The sequence below is a fragment of the Sorangium sp. So ce834 genome, from assembly GCF_051521425.1.
Taxonomy (GTDB): Bacteria; Myxococcota_A; Polyangia; order Polyangiales; family Polyangiaceae; genus Sorangium; species Sorangium cellulosum_D.
This window is the reverse complement of record NZ_CP150351.1, coordinates 8,367,791-8,388,150: the sequence shown is the minus strand read 5'-3', so window position 1 is coordinate 8,388,150 and position 20,360 is coordinate 8,367,791. Positions and strand designations below refer to the sequence as shown.

Here is a 20,360-nt window from a genome sequence, read left to right as displayed (position 1 = left end):
AGCCGCGGCAGTGGATCAGCGGACCTGCTGGATGCGACATCCCTATCTCGATCTGCTCGATGATGTAACTTAATTGCATCAACCGCGCGCTTCATGGCATCATGATTCACGAGGCTTCACCGCGGCATGACGGCTCATGTCGCGGCGCCCGCGGGAGACCAAACACGACATGATGACGAGAACGACCGCTGAGGAACGCGGGGATCTCGCGTCGCTGCGCGCGGCGATGGGCAGCTCGACGCGCATCGTGACGGAGCTCGCCGATCTGGCGGAGATCGCGGCGCCCGAGGTGAGCGTGTGCGTGCTGCGGCGGGGCGTCGACCCCGACGTGGACGGCTTCGTGCGCGAATGGCTGCTGCCGCGGCCGCTCTCCGAGGCGCTGCACGTCGACCCAGGCGCGCCCGACCTCGCGGCGCTGGCCGCTGGAGCGCCCCCCTCGCCCGGTCGTGAAGCCTTCCTCCAGGACGTGCGCGGGCTGATCTCGCTCTTCGCGGATCTCACGGGCTGCCCGCGGGTCGGCGTACGGTTCGCGCGGCTCGCGAAGCCCATGTGCCCTCGTCTCCACGCGGACATGGTGACCGTCCGCCTGGTGACCACCTACATCGGGCCTGGGACGGAGTGGGCAGAGCACACGGCCGTCCGGCGGGACCGGCTCGGACACCGCGCGAACGGCGTCCCCGACGAGGTCTCGGGGGTGCTGCGCGCCGGCGCGCGCCTCCGCCGGATGGAGCCGTTCGACGTCGGGCTGCTCAAGGGAGAGGCGTGGCCGGGCAACCAGGACCGCGGCGCGGTGCACCGGTCGCCTCCCGGAACGTCGCCGCGTGTCGTCGTGACGCTCGACGCCCTGGCTTGAACGCTACGCCAGCTGCACGCTGCCGTGGTGGTCGCAGTGCCCGCTGTGCGGGTGGTGCAGGTGACCGTCGACGAGGAAGTCCATGTGGTCGCCGTGGGGGACAGCGGGGTGGCCGCAGTTATCCCCGTGCACGTGCTTCACGTCATGCCCTGAGCACGCGTGGCTCGGGGTACACTGAGCAGGGTTCTCCTCGTCCACCGAGAGAGCGTGCTCGTCGACGTGATCATCATGCCGGTGATGCAGGTGGCCGTCGTGCAGGTAGTCGACGTGGTCGCCGTGGCGGATCGCCTGGTGCCCACACCCCTGGCCGTGGTCGTGTGCATGCTCCTGATGCGTCGCGTGATCCTTCATCTGGTCTCCTTATCGAACGGTGGGGAAACGCACAGCTCTGGAGGGTGAAGAGGCAGATTGCCTCAGCCCCTGAAGCCCGATTTCTCGGCCGGCTGGAACGAGAAGTTGGGCTCCAGGTAAACAAACCTACCCGCACGGCACGGATCGGTCACTAAAATTTCTTCTGGGACGGTAGTCGTCTGGGCCGGGCTCGCCTTACGGCCCGCCTCCGCCGCTATTCCACCTGCCAGGACGCGACCGTGCCGGCGGCGTCCGCGCCGAGCAGCCCCGCGTGCGCGGGGTGCCAGGCGAGCGCGGTGACCTCGCCCTCGAGAAACGCGTAATGGTCCTCCCTCTCGAACGTGGAGTCGCCTGATGTCGAGGTGATCGCGCGTCTCCACGAGGCGCGCTCGGCCTACGCGATCTGCACGGGCGACCTGGGGGCCTGTGCTGAAAGCCTGGAAGCTGCCTTGTCGGCCCTCGAGCAAGCCGGCGATCATCGCAATGGGGCGAGCACCCGGGCGGGCCTCGGCTCCACGTACACGGAGCTCGGCGATTTCGACACGGCGCAGTCGATGATAAGGGCCGCCCTGGAGGCGGCCGTCCGGATGCATCTGTATGACCTGAAGCTCGCCGCGCAGGCCAACCTCGCGCATGTCCTCGGGTGCTGTGGCCAGCTCGCCGAAGGACGGGCGCTCGCCGAGGCGGCGGCCGCGTCGGCCCGGGGATCGGGCCTGGTGCGCACGGAGATCTTCGCGCGCTGCTGCCTCGCGAAGATCGCCTTCGCCATGGGCGACTTCGAGGGCGCCGAGCGCGAGGCGCGCGCCGCCATCGCGCTCTTCCAGAGCGCGCCGACGCTCGGCGTACAGGCCTTTTCCATCCTCGCACGCGCGCTGCTCGGGCTCGGGCGCATCGATGAGGCCATGGCGGCTGCCGCCGAGGCGAGCGCGCAGCTCGCGGAGTTCGGCACCGTAGAAGAGGGCGAATCGCTGGTCCGGCTGGCGGTCGCCGAGGCGCTGGCCGCGAGCGGCCGGCACGCCGAGGCGACCGCCGCGATCGCGGCCGCCAGGGCCGCGCTGCTCGCGCGCGCCGAGAGGCTCAGCGACCCGACCTGGCGTGAGCGCTTCCTCCGCGATGTTCCGGACAACGCCCGCACGCTCGATCTCGCGCGGCGGTGGCTCGGCGGTTGATCCGTGCGTCCGGGCTCACGGATCGAACTCTCCGCACGCTCGCCGGCGCTGGTGACGTCGAGCTCGTGGCATCGTCGTCCCTCGTGACGTCGTGCTTGCGCGGAGGACCTGCGGTGTCGCCCCGGGAGAGCACACGCGGGGGCTCACTCGAAGTACATGAGAACGGCGATGCGCACAGCGGATGTGATCGAGGATCGTTTCGAGATCGAGCGGCTCGCCGTCTCTGGCGGGATGGGGGACGTGTACCGGGCGCGCGACCGGGTGTCCGGGCAGGCGGTCGCGCTCAAGGTCTTGCAGGGCGCGAGCGCCAACGACCTGCGCCGGTTCGCGCGGGAGGCGGAGGCGCTCGTGACGCTCCGGCTGCCGGGCGTGGTGCAGTACGTCGCGCACGGGGTGACCGGCGCAGGGCAGCCGTACCTGGCCATGGAGTGGCTCGACGGCGTGACCCTGGAGGAGCGGCTCGCCGGAATGCCGCTCACGCTCGCCGAGAGCGTGGCGCTGGCCGCGCGCGTGGCCACGACGCTCGGCGCGATCCACTGGCTCGGCGTCGTTCACCGCGACCTCAAGCCGAGCAACCTGATGCTCGTGGGCGGCGCGGTCGAGCGCGTCACGCTGCTCGACTTCGGCATCGCGCGCCACCTCCGGCTCGCGCCGACCCTCACGTCGCCCGGGGCCGTGCTCGGCACGCCCGGGTACATAGCGCCCGAGCAGGTGCGCGGCGACGCGCCGGTCGACGCCCGGGCCGACGTGTTCGCGCTCGGGTGCGTGCTGTTCCAGTGCCTCGCGGGGCGCCCGCCGTTCCTCGGCAACAGCGCGCTCGCGCTCCTGATGCGGGTCGTCCTGGAAGAGCCGCCGCGGCTCGGGGAGCTCCGCGACGGTATCCCGGAGCCGCTCGAGCGCCTGGTGGCGCGGATGCTGGCGAAGAACGCGGGGGAGCGGCCGCGCGACGGCGCCGCCGCCGCGGCGGAGCTCGTGGCCGTGGCCGGCGAGGGGCTCTCGATCGGAGCGAGCGAGATCGCGGCGCCGGCCGCGCCGGGCGAGGCGATCACGACGGCCGAGCGCAAGGTGATGTGCGTCATCCTGGCCGAAGGCGGCGGCGCCGAGGCCGGCGCCACGCGCTCGACGCTCACCGATACCGACGGCGCCGCGCGGGTCGAGGCGCTGCGGGACATCGCGGCGCGCCACGGCGGGCGCCTCGATCGGCTGCAAGCGCGCTGGTGGCTCGTCGCGCTGTCCGGCGCCGAGTCGCCCACGGATCTCGCCGCGCGGGCGGTCCACTGCGCGCTCGCGCTCCGGAAGGTGCTCGGCGCCGTGCCCATGTCCGTCGCGACCGGGTTGACCGAGGTCGAGGGCAAGCTGCCGGTCGGCGAGCTGATCGATCGGGTCGCGCAGCTCATCGCCGGGCGCGATGGCCCTCCGCCCGGGGAGATCCGGCTCGATGACGCGACCGCCAGCCTGATCGCGAGCCGCTTCGAGACGGTACGGGGGCCCGGCGGGTGCTGGCTTCGCGGCCCGAAGGAGGAGCCGGACACCATCCCGCGGCTCCTCGGCAAGCCGACGCCCTGCGTGGGGCGCGAGCGCGAGCTCTCGCAGCTCGCGACCGAGTGGCGCCATTGCGTGGACGAGCCCTCCGCGAACGCGGTGGTGGTGGTGGGCGCGCCTGGCCTCGGCAAGTCGCGCCTCGCCTGGGAGTTCCTCCGCACGCTCAAGGAGCAGCGCGACGGCGCCGCGATCTGGATCGGCAGGGCCGACCCGATGGCGGTCGGCTCGGCCTTCGGCCTCGTCGCCCAGGCGCTCCGCCGCGCCATGGGCATCCTCGACGGCGAGGCGCTGGAGGTGCGGCGGAGCAAGGTGCTCGACCGGGTGGGGCAGCTCGACACGCTCAGGGCGAGGGGCCTGCACGTCGCGGCGTTCCTCGGCGAGCTGGTGGGGGCGCCGTTCCCCGACGAGGGGGATGTGCAGCTGCAGGCGGCGCGCCAGAACCCGGTGCTGATGGGCGACCGCATCCGCGAGGCGTTCGAGGATTTCGTGAAGGCCGAGTGCCAGCGGCAGCCGGTGCTGCTGGTGCTGGAGGACTTGCACTGGGGCGACCTGCCGACGGTGCGGCTGATCGACGCGGCGCTGCAGCACGCGAGGGACCTGCCGCTGATGGTGCTGGCGCTGGCGCGCCCCGAGGTGGACGAGCTGTTCCCCGAGCTCTGGCGGCATCGGATCGGGCTGCAGCTGCGCCTCTCGCCGCTGCCGCGTCGCGCGAGCGAGCGGCTCGTGCGCGAGGTGCTCGGCGACGGCGTGAGCGGGGCGCAGGTGGACGAGCTGCTGGCGCGGGCCGAGGGCAACGCGTTCGTGCTGGAGGAGCAGATCCGGGCGGTGGCCGAGGGCCGTGGCGAGGGCATGCCGGAGACGGTGCTCGCGATGGTGCAGGCGCGGCTGGAGGCGCTGGATGTCAAGGAGCGGCGGGTGCTGCGCGCGGCGAGCGTGTTCGGCGAGACGTCGTGGAGAGGGGCGATGGCGGCGCTGGTGGGCGGGGCGCAGATCGAGCAGCCGCTCGCGGAGCTCTCGCGGCGCGAGCTGCTGGTGCGGCGGCCCGAGGCGCGGATCGCGGGCGAGGTGGAGTACCAGTTCCGGCACGCGCTGGTGCGGGAGGCGGCGTACGGCATGCTCACGGAGCGCGACCGCCGCGTCGGCCACGGCCTCGCGGGCGACTGGCTGGCCCGGGCCGGCGGCGCGGACGCGATGGTGCTGGCCGAGCACTTCGAGATCGGCGGGGCGCCGGCGCGGGCGGCGGAGGCGTACCTGCGCGCGGCCGAGGAGGCGCTGCGCGGCGGCGATCTCGACGCGGCGATCGCGCGGGCCGACCGGGGCATCGGCTGCGGCGCGGCCGGGGAGACCGCCGGCAGATTCCGCCAGATCCAGGCGGAGGCCCATGTGTGGCGAGGCGATCTCGCGCTCGCCGCGGAGCGGGGGAGCGAGGCGGGGGGCCTGGTGGAGCGCGGCTCGGCCGCGTGGTTCTCGGCCATCACCCAGGTCGTGCTGGCCTCGTCCAAGCTGGGCCGGCCTGATGAGGTCGAGCGCTGGACGGCCATCGCGGCGGATACCGCCGCTCGGGGCGACGACACGGCCGTCAGGCTCATCTGCCTTGCCGAGTGTGCGATCGCGCTGCTGCTCAACGGACGTTACGCGGCGGGCGGTGCGCTGGTCGAGGCCGTCGAGCGCGCGCTGGCGAGCGTCGAGGCAGGAGGCCTCGAGGTGGTCGCCACGCGACTTCACTTGGCGCGGTCCTACCATGCGATCTGCACCGGCGATCTGGGCGCCGGCGTGGACCGCATGAAAGCCGCGATACTCGCATTCGAGATGGCCGGGGATCGGCGCAATGCCTGTGGTGAACGCGGAAACCTCGGATCCGTCTATGCAGAGCTCGGCGACTTCGAAACGGCTGAATCGACATTGCGCGAAGTCTTGGAGGAGTCCGACCGGCTGCAGCTGCAGGAGCTGAAGCTCTCGGCGGAGTCGAACCTCGCCCGTGTCCTGGCGTGCCGTGGTCGACTCGCCGACGCGCGGGCGCTCGCCGAGGTGGCGGTCACGTCGAGCCAGGGAGCGGGCATGGTGCGCACGGAGCTCTTCGCTCGCTGCTACCTCGCGAAGATCGTCCTCGGCCTGGGGGACCTCGAGGCCGCCGAGCGCGAGGCGCGCTCCGCCATCGCGCTCTTTGAGAGCGCCCCGACGCTCGGCGTGCAGGCCATCGCTGTGCTGGTGCGCGCGCTCCTCGGGCGCGGGCGTACGGACGAGGCGATGCGGGCTGCCGCCGAGGCGAGCGCGCAGCTCTCGGAGTTCGGCACCCTGGAAGAGGGCGAGCCGTTCGTCCGCCTGACGGTCGCCGAGGCGCTCGCCGCGAGCGGCCGGCGCGCCGAGGCGAGCGCCGCCATCGCGTCGGCCAGGGACGCGCTGCTCGCGCGCGCCGAGAAGCTCAGCGACCCGACCTGGCGCGAGCGCTTCCTCCGCGACGTTCCGGACAACGCCCGCACGCTCGAGCTCGCGCGGCAGTGGCTCGGCGGCTGAGCGGCGCGGATGGGCTCACGGGTCGACCTCTCCGTACGCTCGCCGGCGCAGGCGGCTCCGAGCTCCCGGCGTCGTGTTCACCGGGCTAGGGGGTGTGTGCGCGAAGGGCCTTCGGTGCCGCCCCGACAGAACACACGCGGGGGCTCGCTCGAAGTACATAAGAACGGCGATGCGCGCAGCGGAGGCGGTCGAGGATCGTTTCGAGATCGAGCGGCTCGCCGGCTCCGGCGGCGTGGGCGACGTGTACCGCGCGCGCGACCGGGTTTCCGGGCAGGCGGTGGCGCTCAAGGTGCTGCAGAGCGCGAACGTGCGCGACCTGACCCGGCTGTTGCGCGAGGCAGAGGCGCTCGCCGCGCTCCGGCTGCCGGGGGTCGTGCAGTACGTGGCGCACGGGATGACCGGCGCAGGGCGGCCGTACCTGGCCATGGAGTGGCTCGACGGCGTAACGCTGGAGGAGCGGCTCGCCCAAGGGCCGCTCTCGATCGCCGAGAGCGCGACCCTGGCGGCGCACGTCGCGACGACGCTCGGCGCGGTCCACCGGCTCGGCGTCGTTCACCGCGACCTGAAGCCGAGCAACCTGATGCTCGTGGGCGGCGCCATCGAGCGCGCCACCCTGCTCGACTTCGGCATCGCCCGCGACCTCCGGCTCGCGCGGAGCCTGAGGATGCTCTCGAAACCGCCGGGACACCGGCCGCGCGACGGCACCGCCGTCGCCGAGGAGCTCGCTGCCCTGGCGCGGGCAGGGCTCCCCGCCGGAGCGCACGAGACCGCGGCGCCGCCCGCGCCGCGCGTGGAGATCACCACCGCGGAGCGCCGGGTCATGTGTGTCATCCTTGCAGCCGAAGGCAGCGCGGAGGCGGACGCCACACTCTCCGAGGCCGAGGGCGCCGCTCGCACCGAGGCGCTGCGCCAGGTCGCGGCGCGCCACGGCGGGCGCCTCGAGCTCCTGCAGTCGCAGTGGCTGCTCGTCGCGCTGTCCGGCGCCGAGTCGTCCACGGATCTCGCCGCGCGCGCGGCCCACTGCGCGCTCGCCCTGCGCGCAGAGCTCGGGGGCGTTCCGCTGTCCGTCGCCACAGGGATGGCCGAGGTCGCCGGGCGCCTGCCGGTCGGCGCGCTAATCGACCGCGTCGTGCAGCTCTTCCCGAAGCGCCCCCGACCGCCGGAGTCGGGCATCCGGCTCGACAGCGCGACGGCGGGCCTGCTCGCCAGGTCCTTCGACATGGCGCACGTGGACGAAGGCGCGTGGCTCCGGGGCCCGAAGGAGGAGCCGGAAGATCGGCGGCGCGCCGGCGCGGGCGGCGGACGCGTACCTGCGCGCGGCCGACGAGGCGCTCCGGGGCGGCGACCTCGCCGCGGTGATCGAGCGGGCCGACCGGGGCATCGGCTGCGGGGCGGTGCCAGAGGTCGCCGGCAGGCTCCGCCGGGCCCAGGCCGAGGCGCACCCATGGCGCGCTGATATCTCGAAGGCTCTGGAGCGGGGCCTCGAAGCGGTCGAGCGGATCGAGCGCGGCTCGACGGAGTGGTTTTCTGCCGTCACGCAGGTGGTCTTTGCGTCGTACAAGCTGGGCCGGTTCGATGACGCCGAGCGCTGGATGAGCGTGGTCGCGAGCACTGCCGCCATGGCCGACGCGGAGAGCGTCAAGCTCATCTGCCTCGCGGACGGCGCAGCGGTGCTGTCGATGGTGGGTCGCTACGCAGGAGGGCGCGCGCTGCTCGACATCGTCGAGCGCGCCTATGCGAGCACCGACGCGCTCGACGTCGAGGCGGCCGCGCACCTTCACGAGGCGCGCGCCGCTCATGCCGTCTGCACGGGCGATCTCGCCGCCGGCGCGGACGGCATGGAAGCCGCGAGCCGTGCCTACGACCAGGCCGGTGATCGCCGCAACGCATGCAGTACACGCGTCAACTCGGGCAGTATCCTGGAGTCGTTCGGCACGCTCGAAGAGGGCGAGTCGCTGGTCCGGCTGACGGTCGCCGAGACGCTCGCCGCGAGCGGCAGGCGCGACGAGGCGATGGCCGCGATCGCCTCGGCCAGGGCCGCGCTGCTCGCGCGCGCCGACAAGCTCAGCGACCCGACCTGGCGGGAGCGCTTCCTCCGCGACGTTTCCGACAACGCCCGCACGCTCGACCTCGCGCGGCAGCGGCTCGGCGGCTGAGCAGCGCCGGCTCCCTCGGCGTCGCTCGCGCGGACGTAGAGACCGGATCCGTTCCAGTGGGATGGATCCGAGCGACCGCGCCGCCGCCACTTCGCGATCATGACCATCGCGAAGACGTGTAAAATCGGCTCCATGATCTGGGGTCGCCTTCGGGCGAACGGGGCTGGTCGAGCACGTAGGCAGATGGTCCGCAGGGGCATTCGGGCTTGCGTGGCCGCAGCGCTGGTGGCGAGCTGCCACGCGCCCGCGCCGCCGCCGTCCAGCGTGGCGGGCACATCGGCGCGGGTGCCCCTGCGTGCCTTTGCGAGCGCGGACTCCTGGTTCCAGATGGGCCGCGCTCTGGCGAGCTGGGTTCATTACAACGTGCAGCCGGCGGCCCTCGCGCCGGGCCGCGAAGGACGCCTCGAGATCCTGTCCGACTGCGCCATGCTGACAGGCGCGATCGCCGACGCCGTAGATCGCCTCAGGCCACGCACCGGAGACGGTACCCTGGGAGACACGTTGCGCCGCGTCGCTCAACGCTGCCAGCACGCCGATCCAGAGCGATGGCAGCGTGTCGCCGAGGAGCTGGTCGAGACGGCCAACCATATCTCCGGAGATGCACCGGAGGTCGCGGCGCCGCTGCTCCTCCTCGGCACGAGGCTCGGCGCAGGTCTCCCCGGGAGCGGCGGCCCGAGAGGAGAGACGCCGGAGTTGGCGCTCCGCGCCGCCACGCTGGCCTACCTCGAGACGGCGCCAGAGCCGGCCGGGCAGCGCGCCTGGCTCCTCTCGCGTCTCTACCAGGCGGGAATGGGGATCGCCCGGGCCGCGGAGGCACCCCGCGCGGCACGCGTCGCCTACGAGCTCAGCCGACTCGACGAAGAGCGCCTCGGTCGACTGCGCGAGTTCCGAGAGCGCCTCTCGGACGACCCGAGCCTCTTCTTTTCGGACGATCTCACCAGCCTCGCGCGCGAGGCGGAGGCGCTCCACGATGATGTGATGGCGAGCGCGTTGCGGTACATGGCGCTCACGCTCACAGCCGAGGCCGAGGTCGACTGGCGTGCTGCGCAGGACGGCATCCGCATGCTCCTGGAGAACGGCCTGATCGAGATGGCGGCAGCCGCTCTCCTGACGGCGGCCACGAGCCAGATGGAGACGGCCGACGCGGATCGCTCCAGCGCGTCGTTCCTCGCGCTCGCCAGGGAGGTCGAGCGCCGCGCCGCCCGCTTGCCGACGTGGCGAGGCGCGCTCTCCTCGGCCCGCGTCAGCGAGCTCGTGTTCCTGCTGGCCGTCGATGAGCGACCCGAGCGGTATTGCACGCTCTGGAACGAGGAGGACATGAGGGCGCTCTCCTTCGAGCCGGCGGCCCGCAGCCTGTCCGTGGTGCTGCGAATCCTCGCGATTCCCTGCATCACCACCACGAGCTCCCACGAGGCCACGCGGCTCGTCGACCGGATCCTCGACGAAGCCGAGGAGCTCGACGTCTGGATGCGGAGAAATGGAGGATTGCTGGCGATGGCGACGCGATCGACGCCTCCTCCGCAGGGCCAGATGCAGGTCTTCGCCGCCTACCTGGCAAGCCACCACCTCGCGACCATCGGCCACGTCGACGCATCTCGAGTGTATGCGCGACGCGCCCAGGATCTCGCGAAGCAGCATGGCCTCCCCCTCGACGCCGGCCCGCCGCTGCGCGGCATGCTCATCGACATGCTCTCGGGGCAGACGCTCTTCGACACGCGCGGAGAGACGCTCCTGTCCGACGACCTGCTCCAGGCCTTCCGCGCTCCGTCGCCGATCGCCTCCGGAAGCGACCTCGACAAGGCGATCGCGCAGGCCGCTCTTCAGCTGCTGATGGGCCCCAAGGACGACTGGCGCACCCTGGAGAGCCTGCTCCAGTCCGCCGAGCGGGCCGTCCAGCCGCAGGCATGGCCGCGGGCGCAGCGGGCTTCAGCGAAGCTCCTCCGCGCCTGCGTACAGCTCGTCCGGACCGGACAAACCGGGGCGATGCGGACTCTCCTGCGCGAGATGGATGCGGCGCTCTCCGTCCTCGAGGCAGAGCACAGCCCCCTGCTCGCCTTCGTCGCGTCGCAGGGCTTCTTCGTGCTCACGCAGCATCCCCTCGGCAAGGTCACGGCCACGGCGCTCGCCCGACGGATGATCGCCGTCGACATCGAACGCAGCCCGGCGTCGGAAAATATCATGCTTGATTGGCTGATGCTGCTCCCGAGGCTCCGCGTCATCGAGGCGGATCGTGACCTGCCTGCAGCGCGGCAGCTCGCGGAGCAGATGATTTCCAGAGTGAACTCCGCCCTGGGCTCGTTCATCGGGACGCCGAGCCAGATCAAGGCATACCAGCTCTGGAAGGTGCCGCTTGAGGCCATCGCCGAGGCCGTCATCGGGCTCGACGTGCGCCCGGAGCAGGAGCTTGCTCGTCGGAGGCTGGCCCTGCGGCTCCACGATTTGACGCAGGCCCGGAGCCTCACGCGGCGCCTGCACCAGCCGGCCGACGCGGCGGCAGCCGGCGTCGAGGCGCGCTCGCGGCAGATCGAGCAAGCGCTCCTCGATCTCGATCTCGCCCCCACGCCGCCGGGTGTCGGGCCACGCGAGCACCACGAGAGCGCTCGGGCGAGGCTCATGCACGAGCTCGCCGCGCTCAAGGGCCTGCCCGCGGCGGGGCAGCAGGCCCTCCTGCCGCTCGCCGATGGCGACATCGACGAGCTCTTTGCCACGCTCGGGCCACGAGAGCGGCTGGTGCTCCTCCATCGAGATCGCGAGCATCTCACGCTGTTCGTGCTCTCGCGGGGTGGCCGGCTCGACATGCAGAGCGCACCGATCGCCGCGGACCTCGTCGATCGGATCGATCTGGCGCTGAAGCAGATCAGCGATCCCTGCAGCAAGACGGAGGCTCTGCCTCGCTCGACGACCTTCGCGCTCTTGCAGGAGCTCTATCGCACCCTCGTTCTCCCGCTGGAGGAGAGCGGAGCCATCTCGCCGGGCGACTCGCTGGTGTTCGCGGGCGACGACGAGCTCACCGCCATTCCTGCGGCGCTGTGGATACGACGAGAGGAGCGCGGTCGCCCGGAGTACCTCGTGGAGTCGTATACGGTCTCGGGCGCTCCTTCGGCGAGCGCCTGGCTGGCCTCGGCGCGCAAATGGAGGAACAAGGCCTTCCAAGGGCGCGGCCAGGTCTTCGCCGTCTCGCGCTACGAGGGGGCCCGCCTCCCCTTCGGTCGCGGCGGGTCGACGTTCGTCCCAGCAGATCTCCCGGGTACGCGGGACGAGGGAAAGGCGACCCAGCGCGCCCTTGAGCGCATCGTGCCCGAGCTCTCCGTGACGCTCGATCGAGAGGCGACGACACAGGCGTTCCTCAAGGCGGCCCGATCGGGGCCGCTCGACGTGCTGCACGTCGCGGCGCACGGACTGGGAGGTCCCACGATCAAGGCACCCGCGGGACAGGGCGGGCTGCTCCTGAGCGGCCGGGGTCGGGATGGGTTCCTGCCGATGATCGAAATCCTGGCGGAGCAGCTCAACGCTCGCGCCGTGGTGCTGTCGGCATGCGATGGCGGGGTGGGTCGAGGGGTGTCCGGGGAGGGCGCCCTGTCGCTCGGCTGGGCCTTCCTCGCCTCGGGCGCTGAGGCCGTCGTCGTGTCGCGGTGGCCCCTCGCCGATCGGCCCATCCATCGTCTCATGCAGGGCTTCTACGAGGCGGCGGCCGCCGGAGCATCGCCCGCCTCCGCGCTCGCCGCCGCGCAGCGGAAGCTGCTCGACGAGCCGCTCCCGGAGGCGGTCGCGTGCAGAACGCTCGGGCAACCCGTCACCCTCGAGCAGCTGAGCCACCCGAGTCCCCCGAGGGCGGCGCCTGCTGCGAGGCGCTGGCGTGACTATCCGGGCATGTGGGGCGGCCTCGTGTTGATCGGGCACGATCCCGCTCGATGGCTCGTGCCCCATGCCGGCGCGCCCGTGAAGGACCGAGCGGATGCGCAATAGGCGAGCCATCGTGGGGCTCTGCGTGCTGGCGGCGCTGTTCTTCTCCGCGTGCTCCAGCGCTGCCCCTGTCGCCCCGATCGAGATGCGAGCCACGCGCCCCGAGGGCTCGCGCGCTCCAGCGCAGAGCTCCTGCCAGCGCGCCGACACGGCGCGCGCCCGCGTCGCCGGGCTGTGGGGCGAGGGGAAGCTGCATCGGCTCTTGCGCGTCATCGCGCGGGCGAACGCGCTCTGTCCCCAGGGCGCACCCGCGACATGGAGCTTCGAGCTACGGGCGCTCGCCGCGATCGGCCGCCGCAGCGACGCGCTCGAGCTCGCGAGAGAGATCGAGCGATCCGACAGCGCCAACGACGAGGCGCGCCGCGCCCTGCGCGAGCTCCGCGTCGACGACGAAGCGCACCCCGATGCACCGCTGACCGGAGAGGCGGGGCGCTCGAGCGCACTACGGCTCTACGCCGCGGGTCACGACGCGCGATTGGCCGGGGACCGCCCTGGGGCCCAGCGCTTGTTCGACCGCGCTGTCGAGCTGCTCCAGCGTGCGACCGGCGCCGAGGTGGAGCTCAGCCCTCCCGTCCGTTTCGATAGGCCCTCCGATGTCCGCTGGTCACCGGACCAGCGCATGATCGCGGTCGCCGACGGGAACGATATCGTGCTGGTCGACGCCGCGTCCGGCCACGAGATCCGGCGCCTGACCGGCCGTCGCGGCGAGGGCGCCCCCATCGCCTTCTCCCCCGATGGGGCCGTGCTCGCCTCGGGAGGGAGCGCGTCCACGGTTCGCCTCTGGAACGTCGCCGCCGGCGTACCCCTAGGCCTCCTCGACGGCAGCGGAATCTTTTACGTGAGCGCCTTGACCTACTCTCCGGACGGGAAGCTGATCGCCGCCGCGGACGGCGGAGGACAGGTTAAGCTCTGGGATGCGGTCACCAGGACGGAGCGCGGCAATCTGGCTCATCGGCACATCGTGCGGGAAATTGCGTTCTCCGCCGACTCAAAGACACTGGCCTCGGGCGGGGAAGACGGGCTCATCCGGCTCTGGGACGTAGGGGCCGCGCGGGAGAAGGGCAGCCTTGAAGGCCACACCGCCGCCATCAACGGGCTCGCGTTTCTGCGCGATGGAACAACGCTGGCGTCCGGCTCGAAGGACGGCACCGTTCGCCTCTGGGATAGCCGCGCGCGGAGGCCGCTCCGGATCCTTGCGACCCATCGCACGCCCATCCGCGGGCTCTCGGCCTCGCCGGTCCAGGACACGCTGGCGGTCGCGAGCTCGGGCGCAGGGATCACGGTCTGGGATGTCCCGACCGCGCGGCCGCTCCGTGAGCTTGGCCCGCCCACCGCATCGGTGGACAACCTGGTCTTCTCCGCCGACGGACGGCGGATTGCCGGAATGCTCGACTCACTGCTCGCGGTCTGGGACGAGGGCCATCCGGATCCACGGCCCTTCGGCGTCGCGTCCCCCGCGATGTGGTTCGCCGCGCTGTCCCCGGACGAGTCCAGCCTCGTCGCCGGCGACGTCGACGGCACGACCGCGGTGTGGGACCTCGGGGCCGGGAAGCCGCTGCGCCTGCTGCCTCGGCAGGATCAGCACAACAGCGAACGCATCCGAACGGCCGCGTTCGCGCCCGACTCGGAAACCCTGGTGACGGGCCATGACGACGGGGCTGTCCGGGTATGGACGGAGAAGGGTCGGGCCGTCGCGCGCGTGTTGAGCGGGCATCGCAAGGCGGTTTCCGCGGTGGCCGTCTCCCCGAGCGGGAAGCTCATCGCCACCGGCTCGAGCGATCACACCATCCGCCTCTGGAACGCCTCCACCGGCGACGAGGTGCGCGTGCTCGACGAGCACGACGGCGAGGTGAGCGCGTTGTTGTTTGCTGGAGACGAGACCCTCGTCTCGGGGGCCGACGACAAGTCCGTCATCTTCTGGGACGTGGCCAGCGGGGCCATCGCGTACCAGAGCGACCCGCTCCACGCGCGCGTCGATGCGCTCGCGCTCTCGCCGGAGGGCGACCGGCTCGCCGCCGCCGGTGTCATGTTCTTTGAGCTCTGGGACCGGAGGACGCACGAGAAGCTCCGGACGCTGAAGGACTCCCGACGGCTCTTCAGCTCGATGACCTTCCTCCCGGGGGGGACCACGCTGGCGGCCGGCCTTGACTCCGACATCCAGATCATCGACGTCGCCGGAGGCCGCACCCTACGAACGCTGCGCGGGCACCGCTCCTCGGTGACGTTCCTTGGCTGCAGCGGGAGCAACGACGTGCTCGTCTCGGCAGGTATGGATGGCGACTTGCTCTTCTGGCGACCCTCCACCGGCGACTTGCTGGCCACCGTCGGCCTCGGGCAAGGCGGTGGGAGCTACCTCTACACGCCCGACGGGCGGATGGAGGCCCAGGGCGGGAGCGAGGGCTTGTTCGCGTGTCGTTTCGGCGCGTCGTTCTTTCCCATCGAGCTCTGCGAGGAGCGGTTCTCCTCGCCTGGCTTGCTCGCCCGCCTCTGGAGCGGGAGCGGCGCGGAGGTCGACCCGTGAGCTCGCTCTCCCGTCGAGGCGAATCATGGCGCCGCGCGACGCATGGAATCCGCCGCGCGGTCGTCGCGGGGCTCCTCGCGCTGGCCTCCTGCGCCGGCGCTGCTTGCGCTCCGGCGCATCCCGGTCGTCCGCCGCGCGACGGCGCGCCCCCTGCGCGCTCCCCGTGGGGCATGCTCATCCCCCAGGTAGCGCACCCGCAGGGGGTGAACGCCGTGGCGTTTTCGGCTGACGGGGGCCTCCTGGCCTCCGGCGGCGCCGATCATGCCGTGAAGATCTGGAGCACGCGCACAGGCGCGCTGCTCCGCGACCTCATCGGTCACACCGCCTCGGTGGTGGCCGTCGCGTTCCCGCCCGGGCTCGACCGAGTCGTCTCCGCCGGCGCGGACGGTACGGTGAGGATCTGGAACGTCCGGACGGGCGAGCTCGTGAAGACGCTCGGCGGACACCGGGAGGGGGTCACAGCGCTCGCGCTGTCGCCGGACGGCAAGACCGCCGTGGCGGCGAGCCGCGATCGGAGGGTTCGTGCGTGGCGGCTCGACGGAGCGTGGAGCGCGACGCTCTGGAAGGTGTCCTCGGCCGTTCGCTCTGCGGCCTTTTCGCCGGACGGCAAGATCGTATTCCTCGGTCAGGAAAAGGGCAGCATCAGCACCTGGGATCCCGAGTCAGGGAGGGCGCTCGGAGCGTATCACGACGACAAGAGCACGTTCGGGGTCGCGGAGATTGGAGCATTGCCCGGAGGGCGATCCGCGTTGATCGCGGCGTACCGCGAGGGCCTCCTCCGCTGGGACCTCGGGGGTGGCCCACCGACGCGCGCGTGGTCGACCGGCACGGCGCCGATCGAGGCCATGACGATGTCACCAGACCGGGCGCACGTGCTCGCGGCGATCCGCGGCCGTGGGCTCGTGGTTTATGACGTCGCCACCGGATCTCCCGTCCGAACCCTCGCCCAGCGGGACGACTCGACGAGCTGCGTCGCCTACTCGCCGGACGGCCTCCACGCCGCCTCGGGCGGGCGCTGGACGCTCGATCTGTGGGATCTGACCACGGCCGAGCGCACCCGGAGCCTCGGCGCGCGGGTCAGCGACGTGAGCGGGCTCGCGGTCTCACCGGATGGAACGCAGCTCCTCGCGGCCTATCGAGGTTTCGGCGCTCGGCTCTGGGACCTGACGACGGCGAGCCTGGGGCGCGACTTCGTGCCGAAGGAGGGGGTCGTCGTAGCCGCCGATTTCCTCGATGGAGGGCGGCAGGTCATCGCCGCGATTTCCAGCCCGGATGCCGAGTACAACGGGATCCGGATCTGGGACGCCCGCACCGGCGCTGCCGTTCGGAGCATGGGGGAGACCTCGGGCAAGCTGGAAGAGGCGATCTCGTGGACGCGGGCGCTCCCCGACGGGAAGCGGGCGCTCACGTGGCGGATCCTCAAGCAGCGCATCGAGCTCTGGGACATCGAGACCGGAGACCTCCTGCGGCGCGCGCCGACCGGCGACGAGCCACTCGCCCTCTCGCCCGACGGGCGGACGTTCGTCGGGCAGGACAACGGCGATCTGCACCTGTGGAGCGCCGAGACGCTGGAGCCGATCTCCACCCTCGAGGCCCACGTCGATGATGCGACCTGCGCGGTCTACTCCCGCCGGGGCGTGCTCCTCCTCTCCGGGGGGAAAGACGCGACGATGCGGCTCTGGAGCACCGTCGACGGCTCGCTGCTCTACACCTATTACGGTCACCAGCATGCCGTTACGGCCCTCGCGCTCTCTCCGGACGACGCCGTGATCGTCTCCGCGGCCTCCGACGGCGCCGTCCGCCTCTGGCGCCGCGAGGACGGCTCGCTGATCCGCACGCTGCGGGGGCACACGGCCAGCGTGACGTCGCTCTCGTTCCTGCCCGATGGGCGCCGGTTCCTGAGCGGAAGCACGGATGGCACCGTCCGCTTATGGACGCTGGACGGCGACGCGTCGCTGGTCCTCCTGGCCTCCGGCTCCGAGTGGCTGACCTATAGCTCGGAGGGATATTTCGACGCCTCCAGGAGCGGGGGACGTCTCGTGTCGGTCACCCATGATCTCGAAGCGTACCCGGCCTGGTCGGTGGCCGCGCGGGCGAACCGCCCGGATCTGCTGCTCCAGCCCTTCGGGCTCGCCGGCTCGTCGACGCTCGAGGTGCTGAGACGACGGCCGACATGGCTTCCGACCCCGGGGCCTTTCGACGGCCCCGCGTCGAGCGGAGGGCCTGTCGTCAAGGTCAAGCGCGTAGCGGCCAGCGAGCGATCCGCGACGCTCGAGGTGGAGGTGCGGAGCACGGCGCCGCTCCAGCGCTACAATGTATTCGTCAACGCGACGCCTCTCCATGGCCTGGGTGGTCGGGCTGTGTCGGGGACGCGCACAGCGCTGATCGAGCGCCTGGATCTCGGCTACGGGGACAATCAGATCGTGGTCTACGCCTCGGACGGCGCGGGCGCCGTCGGCATGTCTCCGCCGGTCGTCGTCCAATCGCGCCACTGGATACCGCCGATCCTTCACTATGTGGGGATCGGCGTGGCGCGTTACCGCGACCCTCGGCTCCGCGCCGAGCACGCCGACCGCGATGCCATCGACTTGGGCGCGGCGCTGCGCGCGACCGAGGGGCCCCTGGTCGCGCATGCCAAGGTGACCACCTGGACGGACGAGGAGGCGACCGCGGGCGTCGTACGCAGCCTGGATCGGCACCTTGGGGAGGCAGCCCCGGACGACGTCGTGATCGTTCTGCTGTCCGGGCGCGCCACAGCGGCCGTCGATCGCCCGGAGACGTTCCGCTACCTTCCTTACGACGCCGACCCGAGCGATCTCCCGGCGACGGGCCTTGGCCTCGCGGAGCTCGATGCCATCCTCGCCCGCGTCAGGGCGCGGCACAAGCTCCTGCTGATCGACGTGAAGGGCGCTGGATCCCCGGGAACATCCGCGGCGGCGAGCGCTGCCGCGCCGGGGGAGCGCGCGGATCGACGGGCCAGAGCGCATGAACGCTATGCCTTCAACGACCTGCGCCGGCGGAGCGGCACCATCATCGCGCTCTGCGGAGATCTGGGCGAGCAATGCCGTGAGACGGTCGACGGGGATGGCGGCCTCTTCACGAACGAGCTCCGGACAGCCTTCTCGACCGGAGCTCCGGATCAGGACGGCGACGGGCAGATCTCGACGGACGAGCTGCGCGTGTACCTGGAGCGGCGGATCGCCGAGCTGACGAACGGCGCGCAGAACCCCGTCTTCCTCAACTATCCGGAGTGGTCGTTCGCGTTGCCCGTCGCGCGCGGCCCCGTCACGGAGCGGGCAGGCGGCACCCCGTAATGCGCCCGCTGGGCGGCCCTTCGTCGGGATGTCAGTGAACGAAGTCGAAGGAGAACACCGAGGTATCGGTTGTGGCCAGCTGGAGCCACTCGGGGATTGTCGACGCCGGCCAAGGGCGGGCGTGGTCGCGCCGGGCGCTCGCTTCGGCGACCGTGGTGGGTTGTCCCAGGGTGCGCGTGAGCAGCTTGGGAATCTCGCGCGGCGGAGCTACGCGGCAGCTTCCCACAAACCTCTCGGGCTCGGGGATCGGAGCTCGGGTCAGCAGAAAATGGAGGAGCTCCTTCACATGGGTGTCCTTCAGCGGGTAATAGGGCCGGTTCTTCGTACCCGGCCGGCGCTGGGGGAGCTCGGTGATGACGCCGGGCAGAATCTCCGCGACCCCATCGGGGGCGAGGATGCGATCACAGCGCTCGCCCTTGAACGTGTCGACGAAGAGGTAGACCCAGGTCCTCCGGTCGGCGCGGAGATCGATGTAGAGGTACTCGCGCGGGTCGAGGCGCGCTCCGGGCGTGATCAAGCGGGGTTTCCCCGCCAAGCCCAGCCTCGACCAGACCTGGATATCGACGGTCGAGGCGCTCGCGGTCGCGTCCGCTGAGCCGGCGCCGCTTCCCGGCTCTCCGGAGGGGCTCGGGCGAGGCGCGCTCGTGACCGGCGCCGCGCCGAGCTCTGCTGCGCGGGAGCTGGCCCCGGCGGGGACGGCGGCTGCATCCGGCTCCCCCCGCGCTGAGCTCTCCTGCCATCCCGAGCGGATGCCCCACAGCGCCGTCGCGGCCGCGATGGCCACGCCGAGGGTCATCGCTCCGGCGATGGGCACCCAGCCGGCGCGGGGCGCCATCGTCGGGGGACTCCCATGGCTCTGCCGGTCCGGCGCCGTAGGCTGCGCGCGCCGGCGCCCCAGCGTCTCCTGGATCTTGCCGAGCGCTGTCCGGAAGACGGCTGCCTCTTCGCGGGGCTCGGTCAGGGCGATGGCGTTGGAGAGCCAGCACGTGAGCGGCACACCCTGGTCGGCGAGGGTCTGCGCGGCGTTGAGCGTGTGGAGGTCGTTCAGGATCTGCGCGCTCGGACTCTCTCCGCGCGGGAGGCCGGCGACGAACCGCTCATCGAGGCCCGCGAGCAGGGCGGAGCGGTGCTGGTCCAGTCGAGTCGACGTCGCCGCGCGATGGATCGCGAGGATCTCGTCGTGGCTCAGCAACCCCATATGTCCCCTGGTGCCGCGGCTCGCTGTCCCGGCAGGAGATGGTCGTCGAACGCCTGGCAACTGTCAACGCGCCACCTCGAGGGAGCACCGCGCCCCGTGGCCAACGCCATGGGCTGCTCGGGCTCACCGGTCGACCTCGTCGCACAATTGCTGGTCACCAGCGAGCGCGACCGAGGCCCGGCAGAAAGCGCCCCACCTTCGCGCAGTAGGCGGCGTAGGCCTCGCCGTGCGCGCGGAGCAGGTAGGGCTCCTCGACCACGCGGACCTGCAGCTCGATCGCGGCGACCAGCGCCACGAACGAGGCGAGCGCAGCGGCGTTCGGGAGGATGAGCGCCATCCCGAGCGCGGCCAGCATCATGAAGCTGAAGATGGGGTTCCGCACCAGGGCGAACGGCCCTCCGGTCACGAGGCTCGTGCGCTCCGCCTCGCTCACGCCGATGCGCCACGACGCCCCCATCGCCCCCTGGGACCACAAGGTGCCGAGGATCCCTGCGAGGGTCGCGACGGCCCCGAGCCCGACGACGACGAGGCCAGGCTCGGCGAGCGGCCCGATCCAGCCGGCGAGCTCCGCGACCGGGGCGGCCAGGCCGAGGAGCATCGCGACCGCGAAGAGCACGCCGCCGAGCCAGGGCAGCGATCCCGGCGGCCCCGAGATGCCGCGGAACCCCGTCGATCCGGTCGCGCGGCGCTGGCGGAGCGACCGCCATCCGAAGGCGAGCGCCATGTAGACGGCGTACAGAACAAGCGCGAACCAGGGACGACTCATCTCAATCTCCCAT

10 protein-coding genes and 1 pseudogene are annotated in these 20,360 nt (G+C 71.9%); 8 read left to right on the top strand and 3 right to left on the bottom strand.

Annotated features, from left to right (window positions below):
* Positions 1-169 precede the first annotated feature (169 nt).
* The gene (locus WMF20_RS30400) at positions 170-853 is read left to right on the top strand and encodes a DUF1826 domain-containing protein (protein ID WP_437605382.1); all 684 of its coding nucleotides are present in this window, start codon (positions 170-172) and stop codon (positions 851-853) included.
* A gap of 3 nt (positions 854-856) precedes the next feature.
* Here the strand turns inward: WMF20_RS30400 and WMF20_RS30395 are convergent, their stop codons facing one another.
* A complete protein-coding gene (locus tag WMF20_RS30395; RefSeq protein WP_437605381.1) occupies positions 857-1,204 on the bottom strand; it encodes a hypothetical protein in 348 nt (115 codons plus the stop codon).
* Between the two features lie 341 nt (positions 1,205-1,545).
* Between WMF20_RS30395 and WMF20_RS30390 the strand changes: the two genes are divergently transcribed.
* The 7 genes and pseudogenes from WMF20_RS30390 to WMF20_RS30360 all read left to right on the top strand — a co-directional run bounded on the left by WMF20_RS30390 (position 1,546) and on the right by WMF20_RS30360 (position 18,383).
* Positions 1,546-2,373: a hypothetical protein gene (locus WMF20_RS30390; protein ID WP_437605380.1), complete on the top strand. Its 828-nt coding sequence runs from the start codon at positions 1,546-1,548 to the stop codon at positions 2,371-2,373.
* Between the two features lie 168 nt (positions 2,374-2,541).
* The gene (locus WMF20_RS30385) at positions 2,542-6,429 is read left to right on the top strand and encodes a protein kinase domain-containing protein (RefSeq protein WP_437605379.1); all 3,888 of its coding nucleotides are present in this window, start codon (positions 2,542-2,544) and stop codon (positions 6,427-6,429) included.
* A 169-nt stretch (positions 6,430-6,598) separates the two neighbouring features.
* A pseudogene (locus WMF20_RS30380) lies at positions 6,599-7,702 on the top strand (serine/threonine-protein kinase); the annotation flags it as partial.
* 121 nt (positions 7,703-7,823) lie between these two features.
* Entirely contained in the window at positions 7,824-8,585 is a 762-nt protein-coding gene (locus tag WMF20_RS30375) for a hypothetical protein (RefSeq protein ID WP_437605378.1), read from the top strand.
* 210 nt (positions 8,586-8,795) lie between these two features.
* The gene (locus WMF20_RS30370) at positions 8,796-12,551 is read left to right on the top strand and encodes a CHAT domain-containing protein (RefSeq protein WP_437605377.1); all 3,756 of its coding nucleotides are present in this window, start codon (positions 8,796-8,798) and stop codon (positions 12,549-12,551) included.
* Complete coding sequence (locus WMF20_RS30365; protein WP_437605376.1) at positions 12,541-15,069, top strand: hypothetical protein; 2,529 nt, start codon at positions 12,541-12,543, stop codon at positions 15,067-15,069. Before WMF20_RS30370 ends, WMF20_RS30365 begins: the two co-directional genes overlap by 11 nt.
* 170 nt (positions 15,070-15,239) lie before the next feature.
* Positions 15,240-18,383: a WD40 repeat domain-containing protein gene (locus WMF20_RS30360; RefSeq protein WP_437605375.1), complete on the top strand. Its 3,144-nt coding sequence runs from the start codon at positions 15,240-15,242 to the stop codon at positions 18,381-18,383.
* A gap of 31 nt (positions 18,384-18,414) precedes the next feature.
* On the opposite strand, the gene WMF20_RS30355 is transcribed toward WMF20_RS30360, so the two are convergent.
* Both WMF20_RS30355 and WMF20_RS30350 read right to left on the bottom strand, forming a co-directional pair.
* The gene (locus tag WMF20_RS30355) at positions 18,415-19,581 is read right to left on the bottom strand and encodes a hypothetical protein (RefSeq protein ID WP_437605374.1); all 1,167 of its coding nucleotides are present in this window, start codon (positions 19,579-19,581) and stop codon (positions 18,415-18,417) included.
* A 154-nt stretch (positions 19,582-19,735) separates the two neighbouring features.
* Complete coding sequence (locus tag WMF20_RS30350) at positions 19,736-20,347, bottom strand: methyltransferase family protein (RefSeq protein ID WP_437605373.1); 612 nt, start codon at positions 20,345-20,347, stop codon at positions 19,736-19,738.
* Positions 20,348-20,360: the final 13 nt, after the last annotated feature.

Excerpts from the sequence above, each read along its gene's own strand:
- WMF20_RS30400 (WP_437605382.1), top strand. The coding sequence starts at position 170 with ATGATGACGAGAACGACCGCTGAGGAACGCGGGGATCTCGCGTCGCTG.
- WMF20_RS30395 (WP_437605381.1), bottom strand. The coding sequence starts at position 1,204 with ATGAAGGATCACGCGACGCATCAGGAGCATGCACACGACCACGGCCAG.
- WMF20_RS30385 (WP_437605379.1), top strand. The coding sequence starts at position 2,542 with ATGCGCACAGCGGATGTGATCGAGGATCGTTTCGAGATCGAGCGGCTC.
- WMF20_RS30365 (WP_437605376.1), top strand. The coding sequence starts at position 12,541 with ATGCGCAATAGGCGAGCCATCGTGGGGCTCTGCGTGCTGGCGGCGCTG.
- WMF20_RS30360 (WP_437605375.1), top strand. The coding sequence starts at position 15,240 with ATGCTCATCCCCCAGGTAGCGCACCCGCAGGGGGTGAACGCCGTGGCG.
- WMF20_RS30355 (WP_437605374.1), bottom strand. The coding sequence starts at position 19,581 with ATGGGGTTGCTGAGCCACGACGAGATCCTCGCGATCCATCGCGCGGCG.
- WMF20_RS30350 (WP_437605373.1), bottom strand. The coding sequence starts at position 20,347 with ATGAGTCGTCCCTGGTTCGCGCTTGTTCTGTACGCCGTCTACATGGCG.